The 24096-nt window shown below is 68.5% G+C and carries 26 protein-coding genes and 1 pseudogene; 11 read left to right on the top strand and 16 right to left on the bottom strand.

The window, feature by feature from the left end; translation table 11 throughout:
- The first annotated feature begins 109 nt into the window (after positions 1–109).
- Both polA and cysS read left to right on the top strand, forming a co-directional pair.
- Positions 110–3109 (top strand): DNA polymerase I, encoded by a 3000-nt coding sequence (gene polA / locus CJZ78_RS09340; RefSeq protein WP_094560974.1) that lies wholly within the window; start codon positions 110–112, stop codon positions 3107–3109.
- 11 nt (positions 3110–3120) lie between these two features.
- A complete protein-coding gene (gene cysS / locus CJZ78_RS09335; RefSeq protein WP_094560972.1) occupies positions 3121–4563 on the top strand; it encodes a cysteine--tRNA ligase in 1443 nt (480 codons plus the stop codon).
- 20 nt (positions 4564–4583) lie between these two features.
- Here cysS and CJZ78_RS09330 read toward each other — a convergent pair whose 3' ends face one another.
- The 4 genes from CJZ78_RS09330 to CJZ78_RS09315 are packed head-to-tail and all read right to left on the bottom strand — an operon-like array spanning position 4584 to position 7866.
- A complete protein-coding gene (locus tag CJZ78_RS09330) occupies positions 4584–4805 on the bottom strand; it encodes a hypothetical protein (protein ID WP_233128638.1) in 222 nt (73 codons plus the stop codon).
- Positions 4806–4864: 59 nt separating this feature from the next.
- On the bottom strand, positions 4865–6265 hold the full coding sequence (locus CJZ78_RS09325) for a sodium-dependent transporter (protein WP_094560970.1): 1401 nt from the start codon (positions 6263–6265) through the stop codon (positions 4865–4867).
- Complete coding sequence (locus tag CJZ78_RS09320) at positions 6201–6932, bottom strand: RluA family pseudouridine synthase (protein WP_233128637.1); 732 nt, start codon at positions 6930–6932, stop codon at positions 6201–6203. Before CJZ78_RS09320 ends, CJZ78_RS09325 begins: the two co-directional genes overlap by 65 nt.
- Positions 6925–7866 carry a DUF368 domain-containing protein gene (locus CJZ78_RS09315; protein WP_094560966.1) on the bottom strand — a complete coding sequence of 314 codons (942 nt, stop codon included), beginning with the start codon at positions 7864–7866 and terminating at the stop codon, positions 6925–6927. The genes CJZ78_RS09320 and CJZ78_RS09315 overlap by 8 nt, the downstream gene beginning before the upstream one ends.
- Before the next feature lie 51 nt (positions 7867–7917).
- Between CJZ78_RS09315 and CJZ78_RS09310 the strand changes: the two genes are divergently transcribed.
- Both CJZ78_RS09310 and CJZ78_RS09305 read left to right on the top strand, forming a co-directional pair.
- Positions 7918–9168, top strand: coding sequence for a 1-deoxy-D-xylulose-5-phosphate reductoisomerase (locus tag CJZ78_RS09310; RefSeq protein WP_094560964.1), 1251 nt, complete (start codon positions 7918–7920; stop codon positions 9166–9168).
- Between the two features lie 24 nt (positions 9169–9192).
- Positions 9193–9552 (top strand): ferredoxin, encoded by a 360-nt coding sequence (locus tag CJZ78_RS09305; protein ID WP_094560962.1) that lies wholly within the window; start codon positions 9193–9195, stop codon positions 9550–9552.
- Here the strand turns inward: CJZ78_RS09305 and CJZ78_RS09300 are convergent.
- The 5 genes from CJZ78_RS09300 to CJZ78_RS09280 all read right to left on the bottom strand — a co-directional run bounded on the left by CJZ78_RS09300 (position 9515) and on the right by CJZ78_RS09280 (position 13763).
- Positions 9515–10561: a YheT family hydrolase gene (locus tag CJZ78_RS09300; RefSeq protein WP_094560960.1), complete on the bottom strand. Its 1047-nt coding sequence runs from the start codon at positions 10559–10561 to the stop codon at positions 9515–9517. The genes CJZ78_RS09305 and CJZ78_RS09300 overlap by 38 nt on opposite strands.
- Before the next feature lie 5 nt (positions 10562–10566).
- On the bottom strand, positions 10567–11991 hold the full coding sequence (locus tag CJZ78_RS09295) for an NAD(P)(+) transhydrogenase (Re/Si-specific) subunit beta (RefSeq protein WP_094560958.1): 1425 nt from the start codon (positions 11989–11991) through the stop codon (positions 10567–10569).
- Positions 11991–12296, bottom strand: coding sequence for an NAD(P) transhydrogenase subunit alpha (locus CJZ78_RS09290; protein WP_094560956.1), 306 nt, complete (start codon positions 12294–12296; stop codon positions 11991–11993). Before CJZ78_RS09290 ends, CJZ78_RS09295 begins: the two co-directional genes overlap by 1 nt.
- Positions 12296–13441: an NAD(P) transhydrogenase subunit alpha gene (locus CJZ78_RS09285; RefSeq protein WP_233128636.1), complete on the bottom strand. Its 1146-nt coding sequence runs from the start codon at positions 13439–13441 to the stop codon at positions 12296–12298. Before CJZ78_RS09285 ends, CJZ78_RS09290 begins: the two co-directional genes overlap by 1 nt.
- Before the next feature lie 133 nt (positions 13442–13574).
- Complete coding sequence (locus tag CJZ78_RS09280) at positions 13575–13763, bottom strand: hypothetical protein (protein WP_094561071.1); 189 nt, start codon at positions 13761–13763, stop codon at positions 13575–13577.
- Between the two features lie 126 nt (positions 13764–13889).
- Here CJZ78_RS09280 and CJZ78_RS09275 point away from each other — a divergent pair, with 126 nt between their 5' ends.
- From CJZ78_RS09275 to trxB, 3 genes are all read left to right on the top strand, one after another.
- Positions 13890–15341, top strand: a complete 1452-nt coding sequence (locus CJZ78_RS09275) for a DEAD/DEAH box helicase (RefSeq protein WP_094560952.1) — start codon at positions 13890–13892, stop codon at positions 15339–15341.
- 123 nt (positions 15342–15464) lie between these two features.
- Complete coding sequence (locus tag CJZ78_RS09270; protein ID WP_094560950.1) at positions 15465–15701, top strand: hypothetical protein; 237 nt, start codon at positions 15465–15467, stop codon at positions 15699–15701.
- A 117-nt stretch (positions 15702–15818) separates the two neighbouring features.
- Complete coding sequence (gene trxB / locus CJZ78_RS09265; protein ID WP_094560948.1) at positions 15819–17198, top strand: thioredoxin-disulfide reductase; 1380 nt, start codon at positions 15819–15821, stop codon at positions 17196–17198.
- Here the strand turns inward: trxB and infA are convergent, their stop codons facing one another.
- Positions 17199–17465 carry a translation initiation factor IF-1 gene (gene infA, locus CJZ78_RS09260; protein WP_094560946.1) on the bottom strand — a complete coding sequence of 89 codons (267 nt, stop codon included), beginning with the start codon at positions 17463–17465 and terminating at the stop codon, positions 17199–17201.
- 211 nt (positions 17466–17676) lie between these two features.
- Between infA and CJZ78_RS09255 the strand changes: the two genes are divergently transcribed.
- Positions 17677–18360: a pseudouridine synthase gene (locus tag CJZ78_RS09255; RefSeq protein WP_094560944.1), complete on the top strand. Its 684-nt coding sequence runs from the start codon at positions 17677–17679 to the stop codon at positions 18358–18360.
- A 6-nt stretch (positions 18361–18366) separates the two neighbouring features.
- On the opposite strand, the gene CJZ78_RS09250 is transcribed toward CJZ78_RS09255, so the two are convergent.
- The 4 genes from CJZ78_RS09250 to CJZ78_RS09235 all read right to left on the bottom strand — a co-directional run bounded on the left by CJZ78_RS09250 (position 18367) and on the right by CJZ78_RS09235 (position 20864).
- Positions 18367–18582 (bottom strand): hypothetical protein, encoded by a 216-nt coding sequence (locus tag CJZ78_RS09250; RefSeq protein WP_094560942.1) that lies wholly within the window; start codon positions 18580–18582, stop codon positions 18367–18369.
- Between the two features lie 51 nt (positions 18583–18633).
- The gene (locus CJZ78_RS09245) at positions 18634–19596 is read right to left on the bottom strand and encodes an NAD(P)H-binding protein (protein ID WP_094560940.1); all 963 of its coding nucleotides are present in this window, start codon (positions 19594–19596) and stop codon (positions 18634–18636) included.
- Between the two features lie 78 nt (positions 19597–19674).
- Complete coding sequence (petM, locus tag CJZ78_RS09240) at positions 19675–19776, bottom strand: cytochrome b6-f complex subunit PetM (RefSeq protein ID WP_094560938.1); 102 nt, start codon at positions 19774–19776, stop codon at positions 19675–19677.
- A gap of 23 nt (positions 19777–19799) precedes the next feature.
- Complete coding sequence (locus CJZ78_RS09235; protein ID WP_233128633.1) at positions 19800–20864, bottom strand: N2,N2-dimethylguanosine tRNA methyltransferase; 1065 nt, start codon at positions 20862–20864, stop codon at positions 19800–19802.
- 113 nt (positions 20865–20977) lie between these two features.
- Between CJZ78_RS09235 and CJZ78_RS09230 the strand changes: the two genes are divergently transcribed.
- Positions 20978–21958 carry an alpha/beta fold hydrolase gene (locus CJZ78_RS09230; RefSeq protein ID WP_369802044.1) on the top strand — a complete coding sequence of 327 codons (981 nt, stop codon included), beginning with the start codon at positions 20978–20980 and terminating at the stop codon, positions 21956–21958.
- Between the two features lie 36 nt (positions 21959–21994).
- Positions 21995–22525, top strand: coding sequence for an acetolactate synthase small subunit (gene ilvN / locus CJZ78_RS09225; RefSeq protein WP_094560934.1), 531 nt, complete (start codon positions 21995–21997; stop codon positions 22523–22525).
- On the opposite strand, the gene CJZ78_RS09220 is transcribed toward ilvN, so the two are convergent.
- Positions 22522–23235, bottom strand: coding sequence for a peptidylprolyl isomerase (locus CJZ78_RS09220; RefSeq protein WP_094560932.1), 714 nt, complete (start codon positions 23233–23235; stop codon positions 22522–22524). The two genes, ilvN and CJZ78_RS09220, sit on opposite strands and share 4 nt — an antisense overlap.
- A complete protein-coding gene (locus CJZ78_RS09215; RefSeq protein ID WP_094560930.1) occupies positions 23235–23783 on the bottom strand; it encodes a photosystem I assembly protein Ycf4 in 549 nt (182 codons plus the stop codon). Before CJZ78_RS09215 ends, CJZ78_RS09220 begins: the two co-directional genes overlap by 1 nt.
- A 193-nt stretch (positions 23784–23976) precedes the next feature.
- Here CJZ78_RS09215 and CJZ78_RS09210 point away from each other — a divergent pair.
- Positions 23977–24096, top strand: a pseudogene (locus CJZ78_RS09210) (photosystem II D2 protein (photosystem q(a) protein)); the annotation flags it as partial.

Raw genomic sequence — 24096 nt, 5'->3', positions numbered from 1 at the left:
CCCCGATCCCTAGCCTGAGCATGGCTGACCCCGTGGTGACAATCGCGGCATCCGAATTGACCCCCTGAGCTCTGGCAGGCTGGCTCGACCCATCACCGCTTGCAGCACCGTGGCCCCTGGCACCAAGCCCCTGCTGCTGCTGATCGATGGCCACTCCCTGGCCTTTCGCAGTTTCTATGCCTTCTCCAAAGGCGGCGAGGGGGGCCTGAGCACGAAAGAGGGCATCCCCACGAGCGTCACCTACGGCTTCCTCAAGGCCCTGCTTGACAACTGCAAGGGACTCAAGCCCAATGGTCTGGTGGTGGCCTTCGACACGGCCGAGCCCACCTTCCGCCACGAGGCCGACGCGGCCTACAAGGCCCACCGGGACGAGGCGCCGGAGCACTTTTTTGCCGATCTGGCCAACCTGCAGCAAATCCTTGCCGAAAGTCTCGACATCCCCTTGGCGATGGCGCCGGGCTACGAGGCCGATGACGTGCTGGGCACCCTGGCCAACCGGGCTGCCAACGCCGGCTGGCGGGTGCGGATTCTCTCCGGCGACCGCGACCTGTTCCAGCTGGTTGACGACGAGCGCGACATCGCCGTGCTGTACATGGGCGGCGGCCCCTACGCCAAAAACAGCGGCCCTACGGAGATCCGCCGCGACGGCGTGATCGCCAAGCTCGGCGTCACCCCGGAGGAGGTGGTCGACCTCAAGGCACTCACCGGCGACAGCTCCGACAACATCCCCGGCGTCAAGGGCGTGGGCCCCAAGACCGCCATCAACCTGCTGAAGGAGTTCGAGCATGTGGACGGCATCTACGCCGCCCTCGACCAGCTGGCCGAGTCCGACGCCTCCCGCCCCAAGCCCGCCCAGGGGGCCCTCAAGGGAGCCCTGATCGACAAACTGCGCGCCGACCGCGAGAACGCCTACCGCTCGCGGATGCTGGCCGAAATCCTGATCGACATTCCCCTGCCCGCCGAGCCGCGGCTGGAACTGGGGGCCGTGAAGGCCGAGGCCCTGGCCGGCAGCCTCGAGGAACTGGAGCTCTACAGCCTGGTGAAACAAGTGCCCACCTTCGCCCAGCTGTTCTCGGCCGTGCCGCCGCAGCCCAGCGAGGGATCCAGCCCCGCGGGCGGTGCGGCCGTCACAGCCACCGCAAATCAGGTTTCAGGTTGTGAAACAGAACGTTCAACAGATCCCAATCAGCCGCTCAACACTGGGCTACCGGCCCTGCAGCCCCAGCTGATCACCAGCCCCGAGGCCCTGGCGACCCTTGTATCCCAGCTCAACAGCTGCACCGACCCCGGGCGGCCCGTGGCCCTGGACACCGAAACCACCAGCCTCAATCCCTTCCAGGCCGAGCTGGTGGGCATCGGCCTGGCCTGGGGCGACGGCCGGGCCGAGCTCGCTTACATCCCGATCGGCCACCACAGCCCGCAGGCGCCCGATCTGCTCAGCGAGCCGCCGGCAACACCGCCTCAGCTGCCCCTGGATGCGGTGCTCACCGCCCTGGCCCCCTGGCTCGCCAGCGCCGCCCACCCCAAGGCCCTCCAGAACGCCAAGTACGACCGACTGATCCTGCTGCGCCACGGCCTGCCGCTGGGCGGGGTGGTGATGGACACCCTGCTGGCCGATTACCTGCGCGATGCCGGCGACAAACACGGCCTCGAGGCCATGGCCGCGCGCAACTTCGAATTCACCCCCACCAGCTACACCGACCTGGTGCCCAAGGGCGCCAATTTTGCCGCCGTGGCAATCGCCGAAGCCGCCCTGTATTGCGGCATGGATGTGCACCTCACCTGGCGCCTGGCCCAGCTGCTGCGCCGCGAGCTCACGGCCATGGGCGAGGCCCTGCTCCAGCTGCTCGACCAGCTGGAGCTGCCCCTTGAGCCGGTGCTGGCCCTGATGGAGGCCACCGGCATCCGCATCGACACCGCCTACCTGGGCGAACTCAGCAGCGAGCTCAAAACCACGCTCGAGCGCCTGGATGCCGAGGCCAAAGCGGCCGCTGGGGTCGACTTCAACCTGGCCTCGCCGAAGCAGCTGGGCGAGCTGTTGTTCGACACCCTCGGGCTCGACCGCAAGAAATCCCGCAAGACCAAAACCGGCTGGAGCACGGATGCGGCGGTGCTCGAAAAACTCGAAGACGCCCACCCAGTGGTGCCTCTGGTGCTGGAGCACCGCACCCTCAGCAAGCTCAAGAGCACCTATGTGGATGCCCTACCGGTGCTGATGGAGCCGGAAACGGGGCGGGTGCACACCGATTTCAACCAAGCGGTGACGGCCACTGGCCGGCTCTCCAGCAGCAACCCCAACCTCCAGAACATCCCGATCCGCACCGAGTTTTCGCGGCGGATCCGCAAGGCCTTTCTGCCGGAGGAAGGCTGGAGCCTGATCAGCGCCGACTACTCCCAGATCGAGCTGCGCATCCTGGCCCACCTCAGCGGCGAGGAGGTGCTGGTGGAGGCCTACCGCACGGGTGATGACGTGCATGCCCTCACCGCCCGCCTGCTGCTGGAGAAGGACACGGTGACGCCGGATGAGCGCCGCCTGGGCAAAACGATCAACTTCGGCGTGATCTATGGCATGGGCGCCCAGCGCTTCGCCAGGGAAACGGGCGTCAGCCAGGCCGAGGCCAAAGACTTCCTCACCAAATACAAACAGCGCTACCCGAAGGTGTTTGCCTTCCTTGAGCTGCAGGAGCGGCTGGCCCTGAGCAGGGGCTACGTGGAAACAATCCTGGGCCGGCGCCGGCCGTTCCACTTCGATCCCAACGGCCTAGGCCGCCTGCGCGGCAAGGATCCCCTGGAGATCGACCTGGAGGTGGCCCGCCGCGGCGGCATGGAGGCCCAGCAGCTGCGGGCCGCCGCCAATGCGCCGATCCAGGGCTCCAGCGCCGACATCATCAAGCTGGCGATGGTCCAGCTGCATCGCGAGCTGGAGGCGGCCCAGTGTCCGGCAAGGCTGTTGCTGCAGGTGCACGACGAATTGGTGCTGGAGGCGGCTCCCGAAGCGCTCGAGCCGGTGCTCACCCTGACGCGTGAAACCATGGAGCGGGCCGTAACCCTCTCGGTGCCCCTGGTGGTGGAAACCGGCGTCGGCCCTAACTGGATAGATGCGAAGTGACAGCTGGCCTAATGACCCTGAAGCTCACCAACACCCTCAGCCGCCGCGTCGAGCCGTTTGAGCCCCTAGTGCCGGGGGAGGTAAGCATCTACTGCTGCGGGGTGACGGTCTATGACCTCTGCCACCTGGGCCACGCCCGCAGCTACATCGCCTGGGATGTGTTGCGCCGCTACCTCAGCTGGAGCGGCTACCGGGTGACGTTCGTGCAGAACTACACCGACATCGACGACAAGATCCTCGGCCGCGCCGCCGAGGAGGGCAGCTCGATGGAAGCGGTGAGCGAGCGCAACATCGAGGCCTTCGTGGCCGACATGGCCCGGCTCAACATCCTGCCGCCGGATCGCATGCCCCGGGCCACCCGATCGCTCGATGCCATTCGCACCCTGATTGAGGAGCTCGAGGCCAAAGGGGCCGCCTACAGCGCTGATGGCGATGTGTACTTCGCCGTGATGAAGCACGCCGGCTACGGCAAGCTCTCCGGCCGCGATCTGGCCGAACAGCAGGACAATGCGGCGGGCCGGGTGGGCACGGAAGAGGAAGCCCGCAAGCAGCACCCCTTCGACTTCGCCCTCTGGAAAGGCGCCAAACCCGGCGAGCCCAGCTTCCCCTCCCCCTGGGGACCGGGGCGGCCGGGCTGGCATATCGAGTGCTCGGCGATGGTGCGCGAGGAGCTGGGCAACACGATCGACATCCACCTCGGTGGTGCCGATTTGATCTTTCCCCACCACGAAAACGAGATCGCCCAGTCGGAAGCAGCCACCGGCCAACAGCTGGCCCGCTACTGGCTGCACAACGGCATGGTGAATGTGGGCGGACAGAAGATGTCGAAATCCCTCGGCAACTTCACCACCATCCGCGCCCTGCTGGATTCGGGGGTCTCACCGATGACGCTGCGCCTGTTCACCCTGCAGGCCCACTACCGCAAGCCCCTCGACTTCACCGCCGAAGCCCTCGAGGCCGCCGCCACCGGCTGGAAGGGCCTCAACGCCGCCCTCGGCCTGGCCAGCACCGCAAGCGCCGCACCCGGCGCCACCCCAGAACTCGCCGCCGCCCGGGCGCGCTTTACCGCCGCCATGGACGACGACCTCAACACCTCAGCAGCCCTGGCGGTGCTGTTTGAGCTGGCCAAACCGCTGCGCGCGCTCGCCAACCGGCTGGAGCGGGGCGATACCAGCGCCGCTGCCGAGGCAACCAGCCCATCCCTGGCCGCCCAGGGCGAGCTGCTGCGGGAGCTGGCGGGGGTGCTGGGCCTCGAACCCGAAGCCGGCGATGCCGCCCAAGCCGCAACAGAAGGCCCCAGCACCGATGAGATTCAAGCCCAGATCGAGGCGCGCCAGGCCGCTAAGGCCGCCCGCAACTTCGCAGAGGCCGACCGCATCCGCGACGCCCTCAAGGCCCAGGGCATCGAGCTGATCGACCGACCCGGCGGCGTCACCGAGTGGCTGCGGAACTGAGTGGCTGCGCAGCTGAGGCGTCAGTCCTCGCCCCTGCCGGCTGCCGGCGCCTCCTGGCCCTGCATCAGCCGCTCGATCTTGCGAATCCGCTGCAGGGTGGCGATCCACACCTCCTTCTGAAACCCGGGCGGGCAGGTTTCCACCAGCGCTTCCAGGTCTTCCTTGCGCTCGAAGGCATCCCACAGCTGGCGCTCTAGCCGGGCCCGCTCGATGAAATTCCAGCGCTGGAAAAAAGCGTTCACGGGCCCAAGCCTCGGCAGCCCACGGAGCCTACGAAGCAGCGATGGAGCCGGGGGCAGCTTTAGCCCGTCCAGCTGTGCAGCAGATCGGCGATCGACACGGTCAAGCCCACCGCGATCGCCAGTGGCGACACCCAGCGCAAGCCAAACAACAGCAGCCGCTGCAGCCGCGGCGAGCTGTCGCAGCCAGCCAGGTCGGACTGCAGGCGCTGGGGGGCCACCCAACCCAGCAGCACCGCCATCGCCAACCCCGCGGCAATCAGCAGCACCCCACCAAACAGGGCGTCCATGCGCTCCAGCACCGTCACGTTGAGGGCGGCGGGCAGGCCCAGCAGGGTGATCGCCAGCACGCACAACCAGGTGGTGCGGCGTCGGCTCCAGCCCAGCCGGTCGATCAGCGAACTCACCGGCACCTCCAGCAGCGACACCGATGAGGTGATCGCCGCGATGTAGGCCAGGGCGAAAAACAACACCGCCACCAGCCGCCCGGCTCCCCCCAGCGAAGCCAGACCGGTGGGCAAGGCAATGAACAGGGCGCCCACCGTGCTGCCACTCACCACATCGCCCAGGCCAAAGCTGGCCACCACGGGGAAGGTGACGCAACCCGCCATCAGGCCCACGGCCGTGTCGAGCCCCACCACGCTCACGGCCTCGCGCGGCAGGGCGCTGCGCTGATCGAGGTAGGCCGCGTAGGCCAGGATGCAGCCGATGCCAGCACCAATCGAGAAGAAGGCCTGGGTGAACGCGTTGCGGATCGTGGTGGGATCGATCAGCTTGCTGGGATCCCAGCGCAGCAAAAAGCCCTGGTAGCCCTCCTGGGCGCCCGGCAGGAAGCTCACCCAGATCGCCAGGGCCAGCAGCAACACAAACAGAAGCGGCACGCCCCAGCTGGTGAGCCGCTCAATGCCGCGCCGAATCCCGGCCGCCACCACCAGGCCGGTGAGGCCCATGCTCAGCACCTGGCCCAGCACCGCCGGGCCGCCGTTGCTGATGCCGACGAAATGGGCTTCCGCTGCGGCCATGTCAGCCGGCAGCTCGCGCAGCAGCGCCTCCACCAGGCTCAGGCCGGTCCAGCCCATCAGCACGGCGTAGTAAGCCAGGATCCCCACGGCCGCCGCCAGAAACAACCAGCCCAGCGGCGCCCAGCGGCGACCGCCAGCCGTGATCGGTGCCAGCAGTGGGGAGTGGCCTGTGCTGCGGCCCAGCACCATCTCGGCCACCAGCACCGGCAGACACACCAGGGCCACGATCAGCACGTAGAGCAGCACGAAGGCCGCCCCGCCCCCCTGGGAGGCCCGGTAGGCGAAGCCCCAGAGATTGCCCAACCCCACCGCACTGCCGGCGGCCGCCAGCACAAAGCTCAGGGCCGAGCCCCAGCTCTCGGGCGGGCGGCCCCGCTCAACGGCAGCAGGGTTTGGAGCTGAGGGGCTCGGGGCTGGCTGGCTTGAACGGGGGCGGACCATCCAGGGGGCTGCCGAAGTTGCCCCAGTGTCCGGCACACCGCAAGCGCAGCGGCGCCCCCGTAACGGGATGGCGCAGCCGCAGGCCGGCGGCATGGAGCAGCAGGCGTGGTGCTGAGGCCGGATCTCCATAGAGCGGATCGCCAAGCACCGGATGCCCCAGCCAGGCGAGGTGCACCCGCAGCTGGTGGGAGCGGCCGGTGTGGGGTTGCAGCAGCAGGGTGCTGCCAGACCGGCAAGGATCCAGCCGCCGCCAGCGGGTGAGGGCCGGTTTGCCGCCGGCCGCCACCGGCACCACGCCATAGCGGGGCGGCCGGGTGGCGAGGCGCGCCAGGGGCTGATCGATCAGGCCGCCACAGGCCGCCGGCACCCCCTGCACCCGCGCCAGGTAGGTCTTGTGCACGCGCCGATCGGCAAAGGCGCCACTCAGCAGTCGGTGGGTGTCGGCATCCCGGGCCAGCAGGATCAGGCCCGAGGTGTCGCGATCGAGGCGGTGCACCAGCCGGGCTTCGGGCCAGCGGCGCTGGGCGCGGCTGATCAGCGAATCAGCCAACTCGGGCCCCAGCCCCGGCTGGCTCAGCAGGCCCGACGGCTTGGCCAGCGCCAGCAGCCAGGAGTCGCAAAACACCAGCTCCACGTCAGCCAGGTCCTGCCCCAGGAGCTCAGCCACCCATCTCGGCCACGCCAACGCGCTGCTGCAGCCACTCCAGGCCCACCACCAGGGCCACGCCGAGTGCCCCCAGCAGAAGCGCCACCACCAGGGCCCCAGCATCGGGGGGAGCCGCCAGGGCATCGCGCAGCACCACCAGCTTGCCCTTGGCGTTGGTGGCGCTGTCCAGAACGGTGCGGAAGGGCCAGATCTTCCAGAGCGAGCCGGCCATCACACCCACCAGCAGGGCCACTGTCTGGCCGTGCCAGCGCTGCAGCAACCAACGCAGCAGCCGCACGAAACTGAGCAGGCCCACCACGCAGCCCAGGGCGAAGGGCAGCAGGGTCGGCAGGTCGAGTCCTTTGACGGCCTCCATCACGTGCTGGTATTGGCCCAGGATCAGCAGCAGGAAGGAGCCGGAAATCCCCGGCAGGATCATCGCCATGATCGCCACAGCCCCGCTCCAAAACACAGTGAAAGGGTCGTGGGGCATGGTCACCGGCACCCGCGTGACGAACACCAGCGCCGCCGCCGCCCCAATCGCCATCGCCACCAGCCCGCTGGCGCCCCAATGGGCCTGGCGGGCGATCAACACGATCGACCCCACGATCAGGCCGAAGAAAAAGGCAAACAAAAAGACCGGGTGATCCTCATAGAGCCAGGTGATCGGCCGCACCAGCAGCAGCACCGAGGCCGCCACGCCGGCCAGCAGCGGCAGCAGAAAACCGAGTCGCACGCGGGCCGCCGCCGCCGCCCAGCTGCCCTGGCCGAGCAGGTTCAGCAGCTCGAGATCAAAACCGCTGATGGCCTCCAGCAGGGTGGCGTAGATGCCCAGGATGAAGGCCATCGAGCCGCCGCTGACGCCGGGCACCACATCGGCGGCACCCATGGCCAAGCCGCACAGCAGCACGTAGGGCCGCGAAGGCTGGGCAGCCTGCAAAGGCGCTTCGGTCATCGGCAGGGGGCAATGGGAGACTGAGTCGCCGAAACCTTAAGGGGACCCGCCGTGAAAGCCATCAGCGTGCTGGGCTCCACTGGTTCGATCGGCACCCAAACCCTGGAGCTGGCCGAGGAGTTTCCCGATCGTTTCCGGGTGGTGGCCCTCACCGCCGGCAACAACCTCGATCTGCTGGTGGAGCAAATCCGCCGCCACGCCCCCGAGGCGGTGGCGCTGGCCGATCCCGAACGCGTGGCCGAGCTGCGCGAGCGGCTCAACGCCCTCGAGCCCGCCGCCCGGCCGGCCCAGCTGCCTGAACTGCTGGGCGGCTCCGACGGCCTCTGCGCAGCAGCCGCCTGGCCCACGGCCGATCTGGTGGTGACGGGAATTGTGGGCTGCGCCGGCCTGCTGCCCACCCTGGCGGCGATCCGCGCCGGCAAAGACCTGGCCCTGGCCAACAAGGAAACCCTGATCGCCGCCGGCCCGGTGGTGTTGCCGGAGCTGGCGAAATCAGGCTCGCGGCTGCTGCCGGCCGATTCGGAGCACTCCGCCATCTTCCAGTGCCTGCAGGGCACCCCCTACGCCGAAACCGCGCGACTCTCCACCGGCGTGCCCACCCCGGGCCTGCGCCGCATCCAGCTCACCGCCAGCGGCGGCGCCTTCCGCGACTGGGATGCGGCTGATCTGGTCAAGGCCACCGTGGCCGATGCCACCAGCCACCCCAACTGGAGCATGGGCCGCAAGATCACCGTCGACAGCGCGTCGTTGATGAACAAGGGCCTCGAAGTGATCGAAGCCCACTACCTGTTCGGCCTGGATTACGACGCCATTGAGATCGTCATCCACCCGCAATCGATCATCCACTCGATGGTGGAGCTGACCGATTCCTCGGTGCTGGCCCAGCTCGGCTGGCCCGACATGAAGCTGCCGATCCTCTATTGCCTCAGCTGGCCCGAGCGGCTCAACACCCCCTGGCGCCGACTCGATCTCACCGAAGTGGGCTCGCTCACCTTCCGCGCCCCCGACCCGGCCAAATACCCCTGCATGCAGCTGGCCTACGCGGCGGGCCGCGCCGGCGGCACCATGCCGGCGGTGATGAACGCCGCCAACGAGCAGGCCGTGGCCCTCTTCCTCGAGGAGCAGATCCACTTCCTCGATATTCCGAAACTGATCGACGTGGTGTGTGATCGCCACCAGGCCGACCTCACCGCCAACCCCTCCCTGTCCGACGTGCTGGCCGTGGACGCCTGGTCCCGTCAGGCGGTGCGTGAGGCTGCAGCCCGGTTGAACGCTCGCACCACCGCCGCACTCCCCGCCTGAGCCAGCGCCAGTGGTGAAAACTTCGTGATCTCCCACCACCTGCTGCTCTGCGCCACCCCCAGCAAAGCGCTCTGCTGCCCTGATCCAGCCGTGGGGGCCGCCAGCTGGGACACCCTCAAGCGCCTGGTGCGCGAGCTGGGGCTGGAGGATCCGCAACGCGCCGAGGGGATCGTGCTGCGCACCAAGGCCGACTGCCTGCGCATCTGCGCCGAGGGCCCGATCCTGTTGATCTGGCCCGAGGGCACCGTCTACGGCGGCGTCACCCCCGAACGCATCGAGCGGATCCTGCGGGAGCACGTGCTGGGCGGCACCCCGATTGAGGCCTGGATCCTCAATCGCATGTCCTTCAGCGCACCAGCAGCCGGTTCAGCCAGCGCACCGTGAGCTGATCGCCCCAGCAGCTCAGTGGGGCATCGCCGACGCCATGGAAGCCGTTGTGGCCACCACGGGCCGTGAACTCCACCTCCACCCCGGGTAGCGACTGGGCCGCCAGGGCCTGGGCACCGCTGACCGGCACCCAGGGATCGTCGAGGGCATGCAGCAACAGGGTGGGCGGCAGGGCCGGTGGGTCGCTGCTGCCGTCCCCATGGGCACCCAGCAACCGGGGCAGGGGCGAGGCCTCCTGGTAGTAGTGCTCCACTGAGCGGTAGCCCCAACGGGGGGCGGTGATGGCGGCGTCGAAGGCGCGGATCGTGCGGGGGCGATCCGGACCCTCCAGCGCCCAGCGCTCGGCGGCGCTCACCCCGAAGGGATCGGCGAGGGTCTGGGCACAGAGCCGGCGCAGCAGCCAGCGCTGGTAGACGCGGTTGCGGGGCTGCTCAATCTGCTGGGAGCAGCGGGCCAGATCCAGCGGACTGCTGGTGCACACCAGTGCATCCAACGCCCCCGGGGCGGCCAGGGCTGCGTTCAGCAGCATCGTGCCCCCCAGCGAAATCCCCACCCCCAGCAGCGGCCGGCTTCCGGCCTGCTCGCGCGCTCGAAGCAGCACCGGCAAGAGATCGCGATCGCAGCGGGCCGCATAGGTGCCCGGCGCCAGGGGCCGGCCCGGGCCCGCCCCACGCAGATTCAACCGCCACACCCCAAAACCTGCAGCCTGCAGACTCAGACCCATCCGCCGCAGGCCTTCCCGCTCACTGGATCCCCCCAGCCCATGCAGCAACACCACCAAGCCCCGCGGCTCCGCCCGCTGGCCAGGGGCAACCGGCCGCGGCGGGTCAACCATGGCCAGCAGGGAGGCCTGATCCCCCACCGCCAGGGCCAGGGGTTCCCCCTGATCCGGCGGCAACAGGGGCGGCTTGAGGGTGTCCCGCAGGGTCTGCAGGTCGGGGCCGATCCAGGGCCAGCGTTGCTGGAATGGAGCCAGCCCCAGGCCCTGCACCAGCACCGGCGTCACCCGCTTCAGGCGGCCGCCTTCTTGCCCGCGCCCATGCTGCGCAGCTCGCTGAGCAGGCCATTCAGCACCACCTTGGCATCGCCAAACACCATGGCCGTCTGGGGCAGCTCAAACAGGGCGTTCTTGATGCCGGCGTAGCCCGCTCCCAGGCTGCGCTTGACCACAAACACCTGGCGGGCCTGATCCACTTCGAGCACGGGCATGCCGTACAGCGGACTGCTGGAATCGCTCTTGGCGTCGGGGTTCACCACGTCGTTGGCGCCCAGCACGATCACCACATCGGTGCGGGGGAATTCGGGGTTGATCGTGTCCATCTCGAGCAGTTGCTCGTAGGGCACGTCGGCCTCCGCCAGCAACACATTCATGTGGCCCGGCATGCGGCCGGCCACCGGGTGAATCGCATAGCTCACTTCCACCCCATGGGCCTCCAGCAGCTTGGAGAGCTCCCGTAGAGCGTGCTGGGCCTGGGCCACGGCCAGGCCGTAGCCCGGCACGAACACCACCCGCTCAGCGGCCTCAAGCGCCAGGGCGCATTCCTCGGCGCTGCAGCTGGTGATGCGGGTGTAGCCCGCCTCGTCGCCGCCACCGCCCACGCTCGCAGAACCCCCGAGGGCGCCGCCGAACAGAACGCTCACCAGGGAGCGGTTCATGGCGGTGCACATCACCTGGGTGAGGATCAGGCCCGCTGCGCCCACCATGGCGCCGGCCACGATCAGCAGCTGACTGCCCACCACAAAGCCGGCAGCGGCAGCGGCCACCCCGGAATAGGAGTTGAGCAGGGAGATCACCACGGGCATGTCGGCCCCGCCGATCGGCAGGGTGACGCCAATGCCCAGCAAGCTCGAGGCCACCACCAGCAGCCAGAGGGGAGAGCCGGCCATCGCCCCAGGCAGGGCCAAAGCCCCCACCAGACAGGCCACCGCCAGGGCGATGTTGACGCCGTGGCGCAGGGAGCTCTGGGTCCAGCCGGGGGTGTCGATCCAGCCCTGCAGCTTGCCCATCGCCACGATCGAGCCGCTGAAGGTGATCGCGCCCACAAACACGGAGATCACGATCGAGATCTGCTCCACCAACCCCGGGGAGCCTCCCGAGCCGTAGAGCGCCACACCGAGGGCCACCAGCAGCGACGCCATGCCGCCGCAGCCGTTGAACAAGGCCACGGTTTCGGGCATGGCTGTCATCGGCACCCGCCGGGCGGTGACCAGCCCCAGCAACCCGCCCACGGTGGTGCCAATGGCAATCCAGAGCCAGGCCTGGGGGCTGAGGGGCTGCTGAATCAGCAGGCCCAGCACCGCCAGACCCATGGCCAGGGCGGCCAGGCCATTGGCGGAGCGGGCCGTGCTCACCTTGGAGAGGCCCTTGATGCCCAGGGCCAGCAGCAACACCGCCACCAGGTCGATCAGGGCGGGCAACAGATTCAGTCCGGCCATCAGCGTGCCCCCCCGGAGCGGGTCTTTTTACGAGAAAACATCGCGAGCATGCGGTCGGTGACTAGGAAGCCGCCCACCACGTTGAACAGGGCGAAGCCGAGCGACAGGGAACCCAACACCAACAAGGGCACCTGGCCGTTGGCCTGGCCGATCAGGGTGAGCGACGCCAGCATCGTGATGCCACTGATGGCATTGGCGCCACTCATCAGCGGCGTGTGCAGGGTGGGCGGCACCTTGCCGATCAATTCAAGGCCCAGCAGGCTGCCGAGTAGCAGCACCCACAGGGCTTGGGTCAGGGCACTCATCAGTTGGCTCCGGAAACGAGGTCGGGGAAACGGCAAGCGCCGGCGTGGGTGAGCAGGCAACCCGCCACGATCGGGTCCTCCTGGGTGATCAGCTCGTCGAGCTGGAAGCCGCCCTCACCGAGCAAGTGCTCCACCAGGGCAGCCAGGTTGCGCGCATAAAGGGCACTGGCGTGGTTGGCCACGGAGCTGGGCAACCCGTCGCCACCAATCAGCAGCACCCCATGGCGCTCCACGGTCTGGCCGCACACCGTGCCGGCGCAGTTGCCGCCCTGGGCCACCGCCAGGTCCACCACCACCGAGCCGGGCCGCATGCCCGCCAGCATCTCCTCGGAGATCAGCCGTGGTGCCCGCCGGCCCGGCACCTGGGCAGTGCAGATCACCATGTCGGCCAGGGCCAGCTGCTCGGCCAGCTGCTGCCGCTGGGCCGCCAGGAAAGCCTCACTGGCCGCCTTGGCATAGCCGCCCGACTCGGCCGGGCGCTCCTCCTGCTCGGGCGGCGCCAGAAAACGCCCACCCAGCGATTCCACCTGCTCCTTGGCCGCCGGCCGCACGTCGCTCACGTACACCACCGCTCCCAACCGCCGGGCCGTGGCCAGGGCCTGCAGACCGGCCACCCCAGCACCGAGGATCAGGGCCCGGGCTGGCTGGATCGTGCCGGCGGCCGTCATCAGCATCGGCACGTAGCGATCGAGGGCCGCCGCCGCCAGCAGCACCGCCTTGTAGCCGGCGATGTTGGCCTGCGACGACAGCACATCCATGCTCTGGGCCCGGCTGATTCGGGGCAAAAGCTCCAGGGCCAGAGCCGAAACGCGGCGGGCCTGGAGCTGCTCCACCATCGCCGCCGCTCCGTAAGGAGCCAGCAGCCCGGCCACCAAGGCGCCGGGCTTGAGCTGATCGAGCACCTCGGCAGCTGGCGGGTTAACGCAGAGCACCGCATCAACTCCCCCGCCAAGGCCGGCCCCAGACTCCACCAGCTGGGCGCCGGCATCGGCGTAGTCGGCGTCGGCAAACCCGGCAGCCAGGCCCGCCCCCTGTTCCAATCGAACATTCAGGCCGCGGGCCCGCAGGCGCCGCACCGTTTCTGGGGTAGCCGCCACTCGGCACTCCCCAGCACTGCGCTCCCGCAGGATCAAGACATCAGCCAAGTGGATCCCCAGAGGCCCTCTCGTTCTATTAGGGGGGAATGCCCCTACTGGGGGCAACACACTGAAGGAAAATGTGCGCAGTTGCCCATCGCAGTTGCCCATCTAGCAGCTGCCCGGCCAACCCGGCAGGGAGTCAGAACAGGGGCAAGAGCTCCTGTTCCACGCAACTGGCCTGGGGCAGGGCGCCCTGGTGACGCAGGTGGCGGGCCCGCAGGATCATCGGATCGATGTCGCATTCCAGGGCCCAGCACTGGTTGAGATGGCGTTGCTGCTGGGCGAGGGGCCAGGCCCAGCCATTGGGATCGGAGCAGGGATGGGCCATGGCGAGCGCAGCGCAGACCTTGTGAATGGCCCGAACGTAGGCACGGCTGGGCCCAAACCCATAGGCCACATCACTCATTTGCCGCAAGCCTGCTGACGGCCCGGCCACCCTGGCCACAATGGCGCGATGGCCTTCCCCTCGTTTGATCTGGGCATCAAGGCGCCGGCAACTCCTGGGATCCGGCCCAGGCAGTGGCAGAGCCGCCTGATCCAGTTGCTGCGAGCCCGCCTGGTCAATAGCCAGCCGGGCGGTCACGACGTGCTGATTCACGCCGGCCCGGGAGCCGGCAAGACGCTGGGCGCCCTGCTCAGCTTCCACACCCTGCAGCGGGAGCAACGGCTCGATCGCTTTCTGGTGTTCTGCCACCGCAGCTCGATCGCCCGCCAGTGGCTGGCGGCCGCAGAACGCTTGAACCTGCGTTTGCGGGAGTGGGACCCCGAGCAGGGGCTGGCCGCCCTGGGGGCCCCCAGCGCCTGGGATGGACTGCTGTTGAGTTACCAGAGCGCCGGCCGGCACCGCAGCCATCTCGAAGCCAGGTTGCCCGAGGCCGGGCTCGGCCGCTGGCTGGCCATTGCCGATGAGGTGCACCACCTGGGCCTCGATCCGGACGAACCGGAAGCCGCCGCCTGGGGATTCGCCTTCAGCCAGCTCACCGCCGGAGCCCAGCTGCGACTGGGGCTCACCGGCACCCCCTTCCGGGCCGACAACCTGGCCTTCTGCGCCGCCCGCCGGGTGCGGGTGCAGGAGGGTGATGACGTGATCGAGCGGATCGTCCCCGACCTGAGCGTCGAACCGCGCCACTTGATCCTGGCCGGAGACGTGCGGCCGCTGGAATTCCGCTTTCAGGACGGCTGGGTGGAGCACGGCCGGCCCCAGGCCAGCGCCGATACCGAAACCTCGCCCCTCTCCGCCGAAGTGCGCGAGAGCTGGCGGGCCCGCAATCTGCGCCGGGCGATCCAACTGGGCGACAGCAGCAGCATTGCCCTGCGGCTGCTGCTCAATGCCCGCAAGCGGCTGGAGCGGGTGCGCACCAGTCATCCCGAGGCGGGAGGGCTGGTGATCGCCCGCGACATCGCCCACGCCCGCCGCATCACAGGGCTCCTGGAGGAGGAGGGCGATCGGGTCCACCTGGTGCACTCCCAGGATCCGGACGCCGCCGCGCGCCTGGCTGCCTTCCAGGCCGGGGAAGCCGATTGGCTGGTGAGCATCGACATGTGCGCCGAAGGCTTCGATGCCCCGCGGCTGCGGGTGGTGGCCTACTTGACCACCGTGGTCACCCGCAGCCGCTTTGTGCAGGCGATCACCCGGGCCGTGCGCATGGATGGCCACCGAGCCGCAGTGGAAGGGGTGCCGCGGGATGCCTCCTTCGTGTTTGCCCCCGCCGACCCGCTGTTGATCCGCTACGCCCGCAGCTGGTCGCTCAGCGAGCCCTATCTGATCCGCGCCAAGTTGGTGGCCCCACTGAGCGATGCCGGCGGCCTTGCCCGGGGCGGCCAGCTCCCCCTGGAAGCGGTGGATGAGCACCTGGGAGAAGTGATCCGCATGGGCGGACCGCAGCTGCCGGGTTTTCTGCACTAAATGGCGCTATCCGTGCTGCAGAAATACAAGCATTTACTGCAAATACGCGACGTTGTGTCAACCAATACCTCATCCGGGCGCACGCCCCGGCAGCGTGGTTTCAACCAAGGGGGAGAGCGGAGCATGAACGCCGCAGTGAATCGCCGTCTCACCGTTGCCGTCAGCTGGGCTTTGGCCCGTCGAGCCACCCTCGACTGCCTCGAGCACTACGAAGAAAGCTTTGCGGTCACAGAAGAATTCCGTGAGTGGCTGCTCTGCCTGGAGGAGCATCCCGAACTCCTGGCCGCCAGCGTGTTGATGGTGCCCAACGACCTGGGCCAGGGCATTTGCCCGGAAAGCGACGGACTCCTGGAAATTTGAGTTAACTCAAAAAAATTTCGAAGATTGCAGCCTTGGCCTTTGCTGCTGCACGCCCCGGGCCAACACGCCCGAGCAGCCCATCCCTTAGGCTCAACTCATAGTCGATCCGATTACGTCATGACCGCTCCGGGGCTGGCTGTCGAAAATCTGGTGATCGTGGGCTCGGGCCCCGCCGGCTACACGGCCGCGATCTACGCGGCGCGGGCCAACCTCAGCCCCCTGCTGATCACCGGCTTCCAGGACGGCGGCATTCCCGGCGGTCAACTGATGACCACCACCCACGTTGAAAACTTTCCCGGCTTTCCCGACGGCATCCTCGGCCCGGAGCTGATGGACCAGATGAAGGCCCAGGCCGTGCGCTGGGGCACCCGCCTGGTGGAGGCTGATGCCACCGCCATCGACCTCGCCCAGCGGCCCTACCGCATCACCGCGGAAGGCCAGACGATCGAAGCCCAGGCTGTGATTCTGGCCACGGGCGCCAGCGCCAACCGGCTGGGTCTCCCCAGTGAGGAACAGTTCTGGAGCCGGGGCATCAGCGCTTGCGCCATCTGCGATGGCGCCACCCCCCAGTTCCGACAGGCCGAACTGGCCGTCGTCGGCGGTGGCGACTCGGCCTGTGAAGAGGCGGTTTATCTCACCAAATACGGCAGCCATGTGCACCTGATCGTGCGCGGCGACAAGCTGCGGGCCAGCGGTGCCATGGCCGACCGCGTGCTGGCCAACCCAGCCATCACCGTGCACTGGAACCGTCAGCTGGCTGATGCCAGCGGCGGGGACTGGCTGGAGGCCATCACCCTGCGGGATGCCCACAGCGACGCCACCGAGGAGCTGGCCATCAAAGGCCTCTTCTATGCCATCGGCCACACCCCCAACACCCGTCTGGTGAAGGGCCAACTCGAGGTGGATGGCCATGGCTACCTGGTAACCCAGCCCGGCCGACCCGAAACCAGCCGCGAAGGCGTCTACGCCGCCGGTGACGTGGCCGATGCCGAGTGGCGTCAGGGCATCACCGCGGCGGGCAGCGGCTGCCAGGCAGCCCTCGCCGCCGAGCGCTGGCTGACCCACCACAACCTGGCAGTCACCGTCAGCCACGAGCCGGTGGACCCCGCCGAGGTGGGCGAACCCAAGCGCACCGCCGAAAGCGATGAGAGCAACTACGACCCCCAGGCTCTCTGGCAGAAAGGTGGATTTGCGCTGCGCAAGCTGTATCACGACAGCACCAGGCCCCTGCTGGTGGTGTACACCTCACCGAGCTGCGGACCCTGCCACGTGCTCAAGCCCCAACTCAAGCGCGTGCTCGATGAGCTCGGCGGTGCGGCCCAGGGCGTGGAGATCAACATCGAAGCCGATCAGGAGATCGCTGTGCAGGCCGGGGTCACCGGTACGCCCACGGTGCAGCTGTTCCACAACAAGGAGCTCAAGCAGACCTTCCGGGGCGTGAAGCAACGCAGCGAGTTCAAGGCCGCCATCGAAGCCCTGATCGGAGTGCCGGCCTGATCAGCGGCGACGCGGACCGCCGGGACGGTTGCCGCCGGGACGGGGACCAGCGGCCGCATTGCGCTCCCGGTAGGTGATGCGCCCGCGGGTGAGGTCGTAGGGGCTGATCTCCACCAGCACCTTGTCGCCTGCCAGCAGCTTGATCCGGAACTTGGTGAGCTTGCCCGCCGCCCGGCAGAGGCATTGGTGACCAGCCGGCTGCTCCAGGGTCACCAGGTAAAACCCGTTGCCCTGTTCCTTTTCAATCACACCGGAGGTCTCGATCATGCGGGGAGGCTGTCTTGGGAATCAATCGCTGCCAACAGCTTAATTGCCGCCCGACAGGCGATAGGGTCTCTGGTACTTGTGCCGCTCCGGCATCGCCATGCTTCTGCCGCCTCTGTCAATAGATCTGGGGCTGCTGCTGATCTCCATCGGCGTGGTGAACCTCTGGAAAGCCCGCCAGGCCAGTTGAGGCCAGGCTCCTCATCAGCCTCCCCTGACCACCCTTCTCTTCCACAAGCCCTACGGGGTGCTGAGCCAGTTCACTCCCGAACCGGGCAGCCACTGGGAGTGCCTGGCGACCTTCATCAAGGTGCCTGGGGTGTACGCCGCCGGCCGACTTGATGCCGACAGCGAGGGGCTGCTGCTGCTCTCCAGCAACGGCCGGCTGCAGCAGCGCCTCACCGATCCCAGCTGCGGCCATTGGCGCCGCTACTGGGCCCAAGTGGAAGGGCAGGCAGCCAACCAGCCCCAAGCGATGGAGCAGTTGCGCAGCGGCGTGCTGATCCAGGGCCAACGCACCATGCCGGCACGCGCCCAGGTGATCGCCGATCCAGCCCTGCCCGAGCGCACCCCCCCGATCCGTCAGCGCGCCGCCATTCCCACCAGCTGGATCGAGCTGGAGCTGCGGGAGGGTCGCAATCGCCAGGTGCGACGCATGACCGCCGCCGTGGGCCTGCCCACCCTGCGGCTGCTGCGGGTGGCCATCGACCTGATGGATGGGGACGCCCCGCTCGACCTTGCGGGCCTGGCCCCGGGTGAATGGCGCGAGGTGACGGCAATGGAAGCGGCCCGCCTGGAGCATCTGCTGCAGCGCCGAGCAGGCGTGGGCTGGAGCTCACCCGGACGGGGCGGCCGGGCGGGGGGCGGGAAATCCGGCCGAGCCGGGGGAGGCGGATAGGGCGGCTTAGCCGACCACATCCTTGAGTTCGCGCACGGTCTGCAACTGACCGTAGTAGTAATTCGCCCGAGCACGACGGTCGCCATCCTCGAGGGTGTCGAAGGCATCGAAACCCAGGGCCTGCCAGAGCTCGTGGCCGCAGGCTCGGTTGAGCTCTTCAATCGCCTCGGCTTCAAGGTTCGCCAGACGGCGCTGCAGGTTTTTGATCTGGGCAACCGACATGCACGCATCCGAGCGACAGCCCAATAGTACAGGCGCACTGGCGCCCGAGCTTCAGAAGGGCAGCTTCTTCTTGGCTTCCTTGTCGAGATCCGATTCCATCTCCCGCAGGCGCCGGAGAATCGTGTCGTAGTACTCCTTGAGATAGGCCTCCAGGCCTGTGGTTTCGGCTGGGTCGAGACCAAACGCCTCGTAGCTGGCCTGCATCGGTGCGTCGAGGGCCGTACCGCCGCCGGTAACCGCCTCAAAGGCCAGCCGCTCGGCCACATTCAAACTGGCTTCGAAGAAGCCGGTCACCGACCGCATCAGGCCAAGCAGGGCCGGTGGCACGCGGAACGTGCGGGCCTCCTTACCGGTGAAGCGCTCACACAACTGGGTGATTTCGCTGGTGGTCCAGGCGCGCAGACCCACCACCGGAAAGGCCTGACGCACGGTCTGGGGATGCTCCAGGGCAGCCACGGCAAAGCGGGCCATGTCCTGGGTGTTCATGTAGGCGATGGGGGTGGGCGAACCACTCACCCACACCGTCTGGCTTTCCAGCACGGGAATGGCGAACTGGCTGATCACGCCCTGCATGAAGGCCACGCCACGCAGGATCGTGTAGTCGAAATCAGAGGCCATCAACCAGTCTTCTGTGCAGGCCTTGATGTCCATCAGGGGCACATCACGGTGTTGATGCGCATCCAGCAGCGACACAAACACGACCCGCTTCACACCGGCGGTCTGGCAGGCCGCAAACAGGTTCTGTTTACCTCTCCAGTCGATGTCGTAAGAGCTACCGGAATCGGTCGCCCGGGCGGTGGCCGCGTCGATCACCGCGTCCTGCCCTTCGAGGGCATAGGCCAGGCTCTCGGGCTCCAGCAGGTCGCCGCGGGTGAGCTCACAACCCCACTCCTGCAGGAAGGACGCCTTGCGGGGCGAGCGCACCATGCAGCGCACCTGGTGGCCGGCGTCGAGGGCTCGGCGGGCGACCTGACGCCCCAGAGTGCCCGTCCCGCCAACCACCAGAACCTGCATCGCCAACGCTCAAGCGGGCCTGAGCCTAGGCGTCGGCTGGGTCGAGCCGGGAGCAGAGGCCGCTTCGACAGGCAGTCGTCAGTCTTTGTCGGCCAATTTCAGCAACAGGGCACCACCGGCGAGCCCCACGGGAATCAGCACCCAGAACAGGGCTGCGGTGCCGAAGATTTCAGAGGCCATGGGCCGGTGGGCGAAAGGCCCTCCTATTTAGCAGCGCCAGCGGCCGGGGCGGCCAACCGCTGGGCAATCTGCAGGATCACGCTCCAGGGCGCGTCGCTGCGCAGCTGAGCCGGCATCACGCCGCTGGCCAGCGCCACCCAGCCCTCGGCCTGCAAGGCGGCCACCAGGGCCGCCAAGGGCGGCGGGCCGCAACTGAGCCGGCGGGCGATCTCAGCGGTTGGCCAGCAGACGGGCGGTACCCCTGGATCGGCCGCCAGCTGGCCCAGCAAGCGGGCACCCGCAGCGCCGAGGCTGCCGGGCAGGGTGTCGCCGAGGCTGGCCATCGCTGCCAGCAGCGCCGGATCCTGCAGCGGGCCGATCCAGAGGGGCCCACTGATCGCTAGGGGCTGGGCAACCCTGGGCTGGGCCTGGCTTGCGGGGCAGAGACAGGGCAGCCACTGGCGCAGCCGCAGCAACGGCTGCACCTCCTGAGCGCCGCAACCATGGCAGTGGGCCAGCAGGCCGAGCTGCTGCTCCTCACCGCATCCAGCTCGGCGCCGCAACCGCACCGCGGTGCGAAACGTGCGTCCCTCACTGAAGCTGAACAGGAGCTCCACCCCACGCCCCATCGCCCAGACTGCCCGCGCCACCGTGCCGAGCTGCAGACGCAGGGCCAGCTCCCAGCTGGCCGGATGGGCACGGGCCGCTGCCCCCAGCAACCGGATTGCGGCCGGCCGGTCGTGGCCGGTGGGGGAGCGGCCGTCGGTGCTGGCCAGATAGAGCACGCCGTCGAAGGCCACCGCCTCCAGGGCCAGCGGCAGCAGGGCCGTGGGGCAGCCGAAGCCATCGAGATCCACCAGCTCGAAGCGCTCCTGGCGTTGCAGGCACTCCGCCAGCAGGTGCTGGGCCGTGCGGGCGCTGCAGCGCAAACCCTTCAGGCCCGCGAGATTGCGCTCCAGCAGGGGCAGCCGATCGGGATCAGCGTCGTTGGCCCACACCGCCTCGGCTCCCCCCTCCAGCCCATAACGCAGGGCGCGGATGCCACAGCCAGCCATGGCATCGAGCACCCGCAGCGGGCCGCGGGCCGCCAGGGAGGCCGCCAGCAGCACCCCCAGATCGCGGGAGGGGCGCGACTCCGGCCGGAAAAAGCCGCTGCCGGGCTCCAGCCGGGCCCGCCCTTCGCAATAGTGATCGTCGGTGTGTGCTGTCAGGAGATCCCGAGGTGGCGGTCACAATCCAGCCTGCACCCCCAGCTCCGGCCGATGGGGCCGCTGGCAACGACACCGATTGGGGCGTCCATGCCGAGTGGCTCTGGCGCGGGCAGCGCTGCCACTGGCGGGCGCTGGGGGATGCAGCGGCGCCGGCCCTGGTGCTGGTGCATGGTTTTGCCGCCGGCAGCGGCCACTGGCGTCGCAACGCGGCGGTGCTCGCCGCCGCGGGCTGGCGCGTTTACGGGCTGGATCTGATCGGCTTCGGGGCTTCCAGTCAGCCGGCCCTGCGCCTCGACAACCGCCTCTGGGCCCGGCAGCTGCAGGCCTTCCTCGAGCAGGTGGTGCAGGGGCCGGCGGTGCTGGTGGGCCACTCCCTCGGGGGCCTGGTGACCCTCAGCTGCGCCGTGTTGTTCCCCCGCTGGGTGCGGGCCGTGGTGGCCGCCCCCCTGCCGGACCCCACCTTGATGCTGACCAGCCGGGGTAGACCCCCCCGCCGGCCACCGTGGTGGCGGCGGCTGCAGCGCTGGCTGGTGACCCTGCTCTGCCGGTTGCTGCCGCTGGAGCTGCTGGTGCCGCTGCTGGCCCACTCGCCCCTGCTGGACCTGGGCATCCAGTCGGCCTACAACACGCCCGTGATCGGCGACCGCGACCTGCACCGGGTGATCGCCAGGCCGGCCAGGCGCCCCGGCGCCGTTCGCGCCCTCAGGGCCATGAGCATCGCCATGGCGCTACGCCCCCATGCCGCCACCGCGCCAGCTCTGCTGCAACGGCTCCAGCAGCCGCTGCTGCTGATCTGGGGCCAGCGCGATCGGCTGGTGCCGGTGCAGGTGGCCCAGCAGGTGCAACGGTTGCGTCCGGATCTGCCCCTGGTGTTGCTGGATGGCAGTGGCCACTGCCCCCACGACGAACAGGCCGAGGCCTTCAACGGCGCCCTGCTCGCCTGGCTGGAGCAGCTGCCGGCGACCGGCCCCATTCCCAGCCCCGGGCGGTAATTTGGGGCAAAGCCACCGCAGCGGGTTCCTCAGGCGATGAAACACACCCTCTCGGTGTTGGTGGAAGACGAATCCGGGGCCCTGAGCCGAATTTCCGGCCTGTTCGCCCGCCGGAGCTTCAACATCGAGAGCCTGGCGGTGGGGCCGGCCGAGCAGGCCGGCATCTCCCGGCTGACGATGGTGGTGGAGGGCGACGACCACACCCTCGAGCAGATGACCAAGCAGCTCGACAAGCTGGTCAACGTGCTCGGGGTGATCGACCTCTCGCGCATTCCCGCCGTGGAGCGCGAACTGATGCTGCTCAAGGTGTCGGCCCCGGCCGAAACCCGCAGCGCCATCCTCGATTTGGTGCAGGTGTTCCGAGCCAATGTCGTGGACGTGGCCGATGACGCCCTGACCCTGGAGGTGGTGGGAGATCCGGGCAAGCTGGTGGCCCTCGAACAGGTGATGGAGAGCTACGGGATCCTCGAGATCGCCCGCACCGGCAAGGTGGCCCTGGAGCGGGCCTCCGGGGTCAACACCGCCTTCCTGAAGGTGACGGCCTCCAACAAACGGGTGCCGGCCTAGGGCTTGCCCTGCACCAGGGTGCCGCCTTCCACCACCGTGGCCTTGACGATCTTGTCCCCCTGGCGGATCTGGTCGATCACCTCCATCCCCTTGCTCACCCGGCCAAACACGGCATAGCGGCCATCGAGCTCAGGCAGAGCCTGCAGAGCCACATAGAACTGAGCACTGGCGGAATTGGGATCGGCGGAGCGGGCCATGGCCACCGCCCCGCGCTGGTGGGCCAGGGCTAGTTGCCGGGTCACCCCCGGCGCCGTCACCGGTTCGCCGTAACGGGGCTCGGGCTCATCGCTGCGCTTGATCTCCAAAGGGATCAGGCGGGCTTCACCGCTGACGGGATCCACATAGCTGCCCAGGCCGTACTGGCTGGCTGGCACCTTCGGATCAGCACTGCCGGGATCCCCTCCCTGCACCACAAACGGCACCGGCTCGCGCACCACCCGGTGGAACACCGTGCCGTTGTACACGCCCCGTTTGACGAGATCGACAAAATTGCCGGCGGTCAGCGGCGCCGCGGCGCCCTCGAGCTGGAGCTGCACCTCGCCCTTGCTGGTTTGCAGGGCCACGGTGGCCGAACCACTCAGGCAGGGGGTACTCGCAGCACTGCAACCCAGCTGACGGCTGCTGCTATCGGCGGCGCAAGCCACCAGAGTGAACGGCGCCAGCAGCAACAGCCCGCCCAGCACCAGGCGGCTCAACCAGATCCGAGCCATCAGACGCCCTCCAGGGGAACACCCAGAAAGCGGGCCAACTGGGCGCCGGAGAGCTCCAGGTCGGCCAGGGGCATCGGCTCGCCGACCCGGGTGAGGGGCATGTCGCGGCGTCCCTGCACCTTCAGCGCCAGGCGGCGGCGGGGATTGAGACCATCGCGCACCTCCACCTTCACCGCCTGGATATCACGCAGGGGGATGTCCACTGTGATCATCTGGCGGAAGCCGCGACGGCTGATCGTGGCCGTGCCGGCCTGCCGGTCAAAGCGGTTGCTGCCGGCTCCCACATCGATGCCGATCACGGCCCAGAGATAGGCGCATAGGGCCATGGCCGCCAGGCCATACAGCCCCATCACCAGCCCCTGGGGCAACCAGGCCAGCTCAGCCGGGTGGCCGATCGGCAGCAGGTCGGTGCCCAGATAGCTGGACGCACTGGTGAGCAGGAAGCCGAGGCCGCCGGTGGTCACCACCACGGCCACCAACACGTTGGAGAGCCGCCGCGACCCCAGCACCGGCAGCTCGAGCAACTCGATCGCGGGGGAGGAGACCATGGGAACGCACAAACAATGGCTGTCATCCTGACCGGTCGCAGCGCCTGGATGCAACGCCGGCACGGATCCCGAAATCCCAGCCAGAGCGGCCCATGTCAGCCCGTATCAAACGGCCTCGCGATCCCCTTCAACATTGTTACCATTGCCCGGTAATCCCTCAGCTTCCGCGGGTTTTCCGCTCCGTTTCATCACCATGACGATCGCTGTAGGGCGCATGCCGCAGCGGGGATGGTTCGACATCCTCGATGACTGGCTCAAGCGCGACCGCTTCGTATTTGTGGGTTGGTCGGGTCTGCTCCTGTTCCCCACCGCC

Source organism: Synechococcus sp. 8F6 (assembly GCF_002252665.1).
Taxonomy (GTDB): Bacteria; Cyanobacteriota; Cyanobacteriia; order PCC-6307; family Cyanobiaceae; genus Cyanobium_A.
Note: the sequence above shows the minus strand (reverse complement) of the source record. Positions and strands in the feature narration are given on the sequence as shown.